Source organism: Halolamina salina, from assembly GCF_042678005.1.
Classification (GTDB): Archaea; Halobacteriota; Halobacteria; order Halobacteriales; family Haloferacaceae; genus Halolamina; species Halolamina salina.
This window is the reverse complement of the sequence record NZ_JBHUDH010000142.1, coordinates 1-8,742: the sequence shown is the minus strand read 5'-3', so window position 1 is coordinate 8,742 and position 8,742 is coordinate 1. Positions and strand designations below refer to the sequence as shown.

The window sequence follows — 8,742 nt, the reverse complement described above, 5'->3', positions numbered from 1 at the left end:
GACGAACTCCTCGGGCGGCGGGTCGACGCCCGCTGAGCCGGGGTCGTCGCGGACGAGCAGCGTCGCGAGCAGCAGGAGGCCGCCGGCGACCGCCGCCAGCACGAGCAACACGTCCCGCCAGCCGAGTTCGGCTATCAGCGACGCCGCCGAGGGGACGACGACGAACATCCCGATCCCCAGCCCGGCCGAGGAGAGCCCGCCCGCGAGGCCGAGCCGCCGGTCGAACCACCGCGTGACCGTGCCGTAGGCGACGACGTAGACGATGCTCAGCCCGACGCCCGTGATGACCCCGTAGGTCAGAATCAGCGTGAGTAGGTTTTCCGCCCGGCTCGCTGCCGCCAACCCACCGACGGTCAGGAGGGCGCCGACGGCCAGCGCCCGGCGCGTGCCGTAGCGATCGATCAGCACGCCCAGCCCGCTCGCACCGACGTAGATCGCGACCGTCTGGACGCCAAAGGCGAGCGAACTCGGCCCCCGTGCGCCGCCGAAGTCGTCGACGATCCGTTCGAGGAACACCCCGAAGGAGTAGCTCAGGCCGAAGACGACGAACGTCCCCAGAAACGAGGCCGCGACGACCGCCCAGCCGTAGTACGGGCGGCGAAGCGACGGAGGGCTCGGAAACACGGGGGGCGTTACGTCAGTACGGGACGGCCCAAAGCACGATCGCGAGGAACGGGATCAGCGCCAGCAGCATCGCGATCGCGTAGCCGAACATCTCGCGGGCCTTCACGCCGGTGATCGCCAGCAGCGGCAGCGCCCAGAACGGGTTCAGCAGGTTCGTGTGGGCGTCGCCGACCGCGTAGGCGATCGTCGCCTGCCCGTAGGGAACGCCGAGATCCTGTGCGGCCTGCAGCACCGAGGGGCCGACGACCAGCCACTCGCCGCCGCCGGAGGGGACGAACAGGTTCGCGATCGCGCCCGTGACCCACGCGATCACGGGGTACGTCGCCGTGGTCGAGACGCTGAGCAGCGCCTCCGCGAGTAGCGTCGCCAGCCCCGCGCCGCTCATGATCCCCTGAATGCCCGCGAAGAAGGGGAACAGGAGGATGATCCCGGCGGCGGCGCCGGCGGCGTCGTTGAACCGCTCGCGGTAGTACGCCGGCCGCTGGTAGATCAGGACGCCGGCCATCAGGAAGCCGAAGTTGACGGCGTTGAGCGTGAACGCGCCGAGCCCGCTCTGGACGAACTGGTAGGCGAGGATGAGTACCCCCGACAGTGCGATCAGGCCGCCCAGCACCCGGCTGTTGTTGAGTCGCTCGGAGGGGAGGTCCCCGTCGGTCTCGGCCGGCTCGTCGACGGCCTCCGCGGCCGCCGAGGCGGCCTCCTCGTCGGCGGCGCCGCCACCGGTCGCGTCGAACAGTTCGTCTTCGTCGACGTACTCGGTGATCCCCTTCGCGCGCTCACCCGAGGGCGCCAGCACGTACAGCACCAGCGTCGCGAAGAGGATCGACAGCAGCGTCAGCGAAATCGCGTAGGGGTGGAAGATCGTCTCCGCGGCCGGCACCGTCGACTCGAGGAAGCCGAAGCCGGTCCCCTCGCCGATGTTGGCGGGGTCGGTCAGCTGGAGGGGTGCCGACGCGGAGAGCCCCCAGTGCCACGTCAGCCCCAGCCCCATGTACCCCCCGACCGCGAGCAGGGGGTAGTGGACGTTGATGTCCTCCTCGTGGGCGGCCTTCCCCATCTCGCGGGCGAAGATCGCGCCCATGATGAGGCTGAACCCCCAGTGAATCCACGCCAGCGACATCGAGACGAGGCCGACGAACGCCGCGGCCTGCGCCCCGGTCGCCGGCACCCGCGCGAGCCGCTGGAGCAGATTGTTGACCCGCGGGTGGTAGGCGATCACGAACCCGGTCATCAGGATCAGTACCATCTGCATCGAGAAGCCGAGGAACGCCCAGAACCCGTCGTACCAGTACTGGAGCAGGTCGACTGGCCCCGACCCGGTCGCCAACCCCGCGACGAACACGATGTACGTGAGCAGGATGGCGAACACGAACGGGCTCGGCATCCACCGCTCGACGAACTCGGACATCCGGAACCCGATGCGTTCGATCGTACTGCCGTTACTGTCGCTCGTAGACATACACCGTTTCGGGTCGACTTGCGGGTATAAATAGTTCCGGGATCAGGGCGCTCCCGTCCCCGTGTTGGAGCGTGTTACTCCGCGGGCGTCGTCGTCGCCTGCGGGAGTCGGCGCTGGAGGAAGTCGTCCAGCGTGCGCAGCATCCGGATCTTCTGGTCGATGTCGGAGGAGGCGTGGCCCTCCTCGCCGAGTTCGACGTATTCATAGTCCGCGTCCTCACCCTCCTCGTAGCCCGCCTCTTCGAGCGCGTCCCGGAAGATCCGGGCCTGCGAGACGGGCACGCGGCGGTCGTTGACGCCGTGGACCATCAGCAGCGGCGCCGAAAGGTTCTCGACGTGGGTGACCGGCGAGCGCTCGCGGTAGAGCTCGGGGTTCTCCTCGGGCGTGCCGAGGTACTTCTCCATGAGCTCGGTCCGGAAGTGCGGCATCGTGTTCTCGAACATGTCCTCCAGATCGGTCACGCCGATCCACGCGATGCCCGCGGCGTACAGCTCGGGGTACTGGACCATCTGCCAGTACGCCGAGTAGCCGCCGTAGGAGCCGCCGAACACGACGACCCGGTCCTCGTCGATCCAGTCCTCGGCGGTGACCTGCCGGGCCGCCTCGGCGATGTCTTCCTGCTCGCCGCCGCCCCAGTCGCCGTAGAGGCGCTCGACGAACTCCCGTCCCCGTCCGGTCGAGCCGCGGTAGTTCACTTTCAGCACCGAGTACCCCCGCGAGAGGAGGAACTGGGTGTACATGTCGAACGTCTTGTAGTCCGCCGCACGCGGGCCGCCGTGGGGGTTGACCACCAGCGGCGACGGCCGCTCGCCGGAGTCGTACAGCAGCGCGCCGATGTCGAGGCCGTCGTGGCTCTCGAAGGTGAAGTACTCCGCACCCACGAAGCGGTCGGGGTCGAACTCGCCGTAGTCCGCGGCCAGCAGCGTCTCCGTCCCGCCCGTCCCGAGGTCGTGGGCCAGCAGGTCCGACCGGCTGTCGGAGGTGGTGTGGTTCAGGAGCACGCGCTCGCCGTCGAGGATCGGCGCGCGGGCGCCGGAGAACGCGGCGACGCCGTCGGGCACATCGAGTTCTCGCCCCTCGCCGCTCTCGATGTCGTACACCAGCGGCACGATCGCGGCGTTCCGGGTCCGGAGCGCGAGGAAGCGCTCGCCGTCGGGGAGGAACGCGACCGGGCTTTCCTCGGCGGTCAGATCGCCGAACCACGTCACCTCGTCGCTCGCGAGGTCGTAAACGCCACAGCGGCCGAAGTTCTCGGTGTTGTCCGACACCAGCAGGCGGTCGCCGTCGGGACCCCAGTCGGCGAAGCCGGCCTCGGCGCCGTCCTCGCCGATGTGGAGGTTCCGCGGGTCCGAGCCGTCGGCGGCGGCGACGTAGACGTCCTGATTGTTGTAGTCGTCGGACTCGTTGGTCGTGTACGCCAGCCGGTCGACGCCGGGCGAGAAGCCCCCGCTGGCGGTCGCGCGGTCGTAGTCGGTCAGCTTCGACACCTCCCCGGATGGGAGGTCGTAGGTGAAGAGGTTCATCTGCCCGTCGCGGTTCGAGCCCAGCAGGAGGGTTTCGCCGTCGTCGGCCACGTCGACCAGCGCGGTCTGGCCCTCGAGGTCGGTGAGCTGTTCCACCTCGCCCTCGTGGTCCCCGCGAACGCCGATGCGGTAGATGTCGTTCTGCTCGTTGCCGCCCTCGTCGTCGTGGAAGTACACCCAGTCGCCGTCGTCGCTCCAGTCGACGTGCCAGCGGGCGTTGCGCGGCACCTCGCCGTCGCTGATCTGGCGGCGTTCGCCGGTCTCAACGTCGAGCACGTGGAGTTCGTTGCGGCCGGTGGTGTCGTAGTAGAGGGCGACGCGGTCGCCGTCGGGGGACGCGACGGCGTGCTGGAAGCTCGGAAGGCTCGCGAGCCGTTCGAGGAAGTCGTCTGCCATAGCCACACTATCCCACCCCGGGGGTAAAGTGTTGACTGAACAGTCAGTATGCACCGCCTTTCAGCGGTGCTGGTCCCAGAAGCGCTCGACGCCGAACTCCAGCATGTCCGGCGAGACGGGCTGGAACTCCTCGCGTTCGCGTTCGGGCAGGTACTCCCGGACGGAGTTCCAGGACTCCCGCGCGTAGCGGGCGTCGACGAGCGCGCGGATGCCGACCTCGTCCGGTCCGCGGATCACCCGGCCGATGGCCTGTCGGGCTTTGCGGACCGCTGGAACGGTCAGGGCAGTTTCGAACCCGTCCCCGAACTCGCGGTCGTAGGCGGTCCGAACCGCCCGCGTTCGGGGCGAGGCGGTGTTGATGATCGGCACGCCGCAGACGACCGCCGCCGCGAGCCGGTCGCCCTGATAGTCGACGCCCTCGGTCAGCGTCCCCCGAATGCTCGTCACCAGCACCTTCGGCTCCCCGCGGAAGAACTCGGCTTTCAGCTCCTCGGTCACCTCGTCGGTCGAGGAACTGTCGAGCAGGACGGGCTTCTCGAGGCGGTCCTCGAGTTCGCCAGCCATCCACTCGGCCTCGCCGTAGCTGGGCATCCCCACGAGCACGTTCCCCGGCGAGCGCGCGACCGTGGCGGCGGCGTCGACGTGCATCCGCCGGCAGTCGTTCTCCTCGCCCGGCGCCCCGCGGTTCCCGTACGTGAACTTCGGCGCGTCGACAGCGAACGACTCGCGGTTCCCCTCGGGGAACCCCAGCCCGTAGCTCCGGGTGGTGACCGGCCGCCCCTCCGCTTCGAGGTGGTTCAGCCCGGTCACCTCCCGGAACACGTCGAGCGGTTCGAGCGTCGCACTCATGAGGACGCCGCCGCCGAACTCCGCGAGCCGGTCGCCGATCGCCCGACTGGGGACGCAGTTGTGCAGCGAGAGCCGCGCGTTGTACGCCCGGCGCCAGGAGTCCGGCCGCTCGCTCTCGTCCCACGTCCGCGAGAGCTCGATCTCGCGGAAAAAGGACTCGTGGTCCTCGCGGTACCACGCGTTCAGCACCCGGCCGACCGTCGTGACCGCCCGCGAGGCGTCCTCGTCCTCCACCTCGTTCAGGATCCGGGCGACGACAGCGCCGACGACCTCGGCCCGTGCCCAGACGGCCTCGCCGAACCCCTCGCGCTCTGCCCACTCGGTGATCTCGTCGGGCTGGGGCGTCTCGGGGTCCCGCAGCGGCAGTTCGTGGTCGTCCAGTTCGGTCAGCTCCGCGCGCCAGCCCGGGCGCTCGCGGTCGAGGTGAGCTTTCACCCGACGGTCGAGTTCCTCGCGCAGGGATTCACAGAAATCCCGGAGATTTCGGAGTTCGTCCAGTTTCACGTCGCTCTCCTGCAGCTCGCCGCGAACGAGGTCGGCGTCGTCGTTCCCCGTCGAAGGCGTCGATTCGTCGTCGAACTCGACCGCTTGGAGGATCCGCGTCAGCTCCGACACCGCATCCCGGAGGGTTCGGTCGCCCACGCCGTCGCTCACCAGGTCTCGGACCCGCGGTTCGAGCATGTGGGCCTCGTCACAGACGACGAACGTCGAGTCGTCGACGAGCGCGCCGGTGAACTGCCCCGACGTGGTCGGGTCGAACGCGTGGTAGTAGTTCCCGATCACGACCTCGACGTGGCCGAGGATCGCCCCCATCACCGAGTGCGGGCAGGTGCCGTGGCTCGCCGCGAGGCCGACAAGCTCCTCGGTGTCGATCAGGCCGCGGTCGGTGAAGTCGAACGGGACCGCCTCCGCGGGGTCGCCGTCCTCCGGGAGGTCGGCGAGATACTGGGCGTAGAACGGGCAGTACTCCGTGCTGCCCGTACCGGTGCCGTACTCCTCGGTGTCCGGACGGTACGGCGTCGGCTCGCCTGCAGTTTCGAGGTAATCGGCGCCACCCCCGCCCGAGTCCGCGATCCCGACCTGCTGGCTGCGTGCCTGACTCGCGAGCGCGTCGGCGGTCGTCGGCCCGCCGTCGGCGGTGAGGTTCCGCGTGCGCTCGCGCAGCCCCTCACAGCGGTCGTAGACGTTCTCGTCGTCGACGCCGCCGCGGTTCTCGCGTGCGTACGGGCACACGTCGGCCTTCCCGACGAGCGTCAGCCCCGAGACGGGGTCGTACGCCTCGGGGAGGTTCTCGTTGATCGTCCGGAGGTCGGCCTCGAACTGGCGCAGCTGCTGCTTGACGCTGGTGAGGACGAGCACGCGCTCGAACTCGGAGTCCGGATCGCGCACGCGGTCCAGCCCCGCAGAGAGCGCGAGCATCGTCTTTCCCGTCCCGCAGGCACCTTCAAGCGCGAGGAAGCCGCCGTCGTCCGCAGCGTCGACGGCAGCCTCGATGCCGTCGCGCTGCTCGGGGTACGGTTCCGGGTGGCCGAACAGGTCGCGCCAACTCACTACCGAAGGGTGGGCGGCGGCCAGTTTAGGCATGTCGAACGTGGTCTCGCCTCCGCCCTTGAACGCTCGGCCGACCACTCAAGTACGATGCCGGGACCACCCTCCCCGTGACCTGAGAACGGCCGGGTGGGAGACGAGGCGGGAGCGCGAGAGATCCCATCCCGATGCGGCCTCGCCTGTCAGCCACCCTTCGACAGCGCCGAATGTTCGGGCCGAGGACCACCGCCGGTGGGCGTTCGTGAGTGGGTAACGTTTACTACAACTCACGTGAACGTATCGTCCGAATGCTATCTTCGTCGGCCCACACGAGACTATCGTCCGGGCAGCACCGGGCCTCGGCTGCTGGAGGTCGGTCAGAGTGACCGACGCCGACTCCCAACCACCGTCGTACACGCGGATCGACAGTTTCCGTGCGGGCTCCGTGCAGGCAGCAGCCGGCGGGGAAACCGACCTCGTCGTCGCCGACAGCGAGGGGACCGTCGAGCTGATCGGCGCCGGCACGCGGCACACGCTCGTCGACGATGCGACCGACGCGGACGTCGCGATCGCAGATCACGCCTACGTCCTCACGGCCGGCGGGCTGGAGGCGTTCGACGCCGACGGGACGAGGCTGTGGACCGCCGATATCGACGGCCAACAGGTCGAGGCGGACCCGACGGCGGGCGACGTGTACGTCGCGACGGACGAGGAGACGTTCGTCCGGTTCGACGCCGAGAGCGGGGCGGAACTGGGCCAGTTCGACCAGTCCCACCCCGACCTGGCCGAAACGCCCGCGGTCGCGGCCGCCGACGGCCGTGTCGCGGTCGCGCTCTGGACGTTCCTGACCGTCTTCTCCTCGGTGGGCGAGGAGCTCACCTCGATCACCCTCGACGGCGCGGCGGTCGACGTCGGTTTCCTGGACGACACCGTCGTCGTCTCGCTGAAGGACGGACAGCTGATCGGCTACGACGGGGAGACCAAACAGTGGGAGAACGACCGGGCGTTCACGTGGCTCGCCGACAGCGCGGAGACGACGCTGCTGGGGTACGCCGGGAAGCAGGCCTGTCTCGTCGACCGGGACGGCGACGTCACCGAGCTACGGGACGTTCGCGGCGAGCCGATCGCCGCCACGTCGGACGCGTCGCTGCTGGCGACCCACCACAACGGTACGGTGACCGTCTACGGTGCAGTCGACGGCGGGGAGGGAACCGTCTCCGTCTCGATCGTCGACGACCCCATCACGCCGTCGAACTCGGTCGTCGGAGTGACGTTCGAGAACGACGGCTGGGGTCCGGCCGAGACGACGGCGTCGGTCGACGTCGACGGCGCCACCCCGTCCACGCCGACGCTCTCGGCGACGGTCCCGCCCGGCGGCCGCGTCGACGAGCGCGTGTCGCTGCGTGGGGTCGACGAGGACCGGGAGTCGGTCACGATGACGGTCGCGACCGAGGAACAGGAGTCGACCGCGACGGTGCCGATCGAAACCGAACAGCGCGACGTGGCCGTCTCCGTCGAGCCTCTCGGCATCGACCACGGCGAGGCGACGCTCGAGGTGACCGTCGCGAACGAGGGGAGCGTTCCCCTCACCGACGTAGCCGCGGGCGACCGGGAGATCGGAACGGTTCGGCCGGGAGCGGAGCACACGTTCCGGGTCGAGAGCGAGCTTCCGGCCTCGCCAGTCAGCGTCCGGACCGCGGAGCTCCCGCCGTCGACGTTCGGAGCCGAGATTCCGCCGACGCCGACGGATATCGGCCTCGAAATCGACGAGAACGGGCTACTGACCGTCTCCCTCGAGAACGACACCCCGGCCCCGGTGGTCGACGAGGTCACCATCGAGAACGCCCACACCGTCGAGGGGGAGCTGTCGTTCGAGGTCGAGATCCCCGAACGCGGCCAGTATCGCCTCTCGATCCCGGTGCTGGAGGCGGGCGAACGCTCCGTCGCCGTCGATACGGCGGCAGGTCGCGTCTCCCGGCAGCTCTCGCTCGACCGGACACCCGGGTTCGAGCCGTCCCGAGCCGAGTCCCGAACCGTCTCGGCCGGCTCCAGCGCGGACCGGCTCGACGACGGCGGGCCGACCGACGAGGGAACCGCGTCGGTGGACCGGTCCTTCTCGACGGAGACGCCGACGCGGGGCGAGCGGTTCGTGGAGGCGCTCACGGTGGAAAACGACGGCGAGACCACCGTCCAGTTCGAGCTCGTGGCCGACGACGGCGACTACCGGATCCCGGTCACCGTCGACGCCGGGAGCGAAGCCGTCGGGCGGCGGGATCACGCCGCGTTCGGCGACGAGATCACGGTGCCGGCGGTCCGCCTCGAGGGGGACGACGGCGACGCGTTCGCTCCGGCCCGCTCGCTACC

Annotated in this window: 5 protein-coding genes; 1 reads left to right on the top strand and 4 read right to left on the bottom strand. The window is 69.6% G+C overall.

The annotated features are described in order from the left end of the window. The 4 genes from ACFR9S_RS12235 to ACFR9S_RS12220 all read right to left on the bottom strand — a co-directional run. A partial coding sequence (locus tag ACFR9S_RS12235) for an MFS transporter (protein WP_379818780.1) occupies positions 1-624 on the bottom strand: 624 nt, incomplete at its 3' end. Positions 625-637: 13 nt separating this feature from the next. Continuing rightward, positions 638-2,083, bottom strand: coding sequence for a short-chain fatty acid transporter (locus tag ACFR9S_RS12230; protein WP_379730479.1), 1,446 nt, complete (start codon positions 2,081-2,083; stop codon positions 638-640). Between the two features lie 74 nt (positions 2,084-2,157). Continuing rightward, positions 2,158-4,002, bottom strand: coding sequence for a S9 family peptidase (locus ACFR9S_RS12225; protein WP_379730478.1), 1,845 nt, complete (start codon positions 4,000-4,002; stop codon positions 2,158-2,160). Positions 4,003-4,062: 60 nt separating this feature from the next. Continuing rightward, on the bottom strand, positions 4,063-6,435 hold the full coding sequence (locus ACFR9S_RS12220) for an ATP-dependent DNA helicase (protein ID WP_379730477.1): 2,373 nt from the start codon (positions 6,433-6,435) through the stop codon (positions 4,063-4,065). A 325-nt stretch (positions 6,436-6,760) separates the two neighbouring features. Between ACFR9S_RS12220 and ACFR9S_RS12215 the strand changes: the two genes are divergently transcribed. Beyond that, on the top strand, positions 6,761-8,742 hold a 1,982-nt coding region (locus ACFR9S_RS12215; protein WP_379818779.1), incomplete at its 3' end, for an outer membrane protein assembly factor BamB family protein.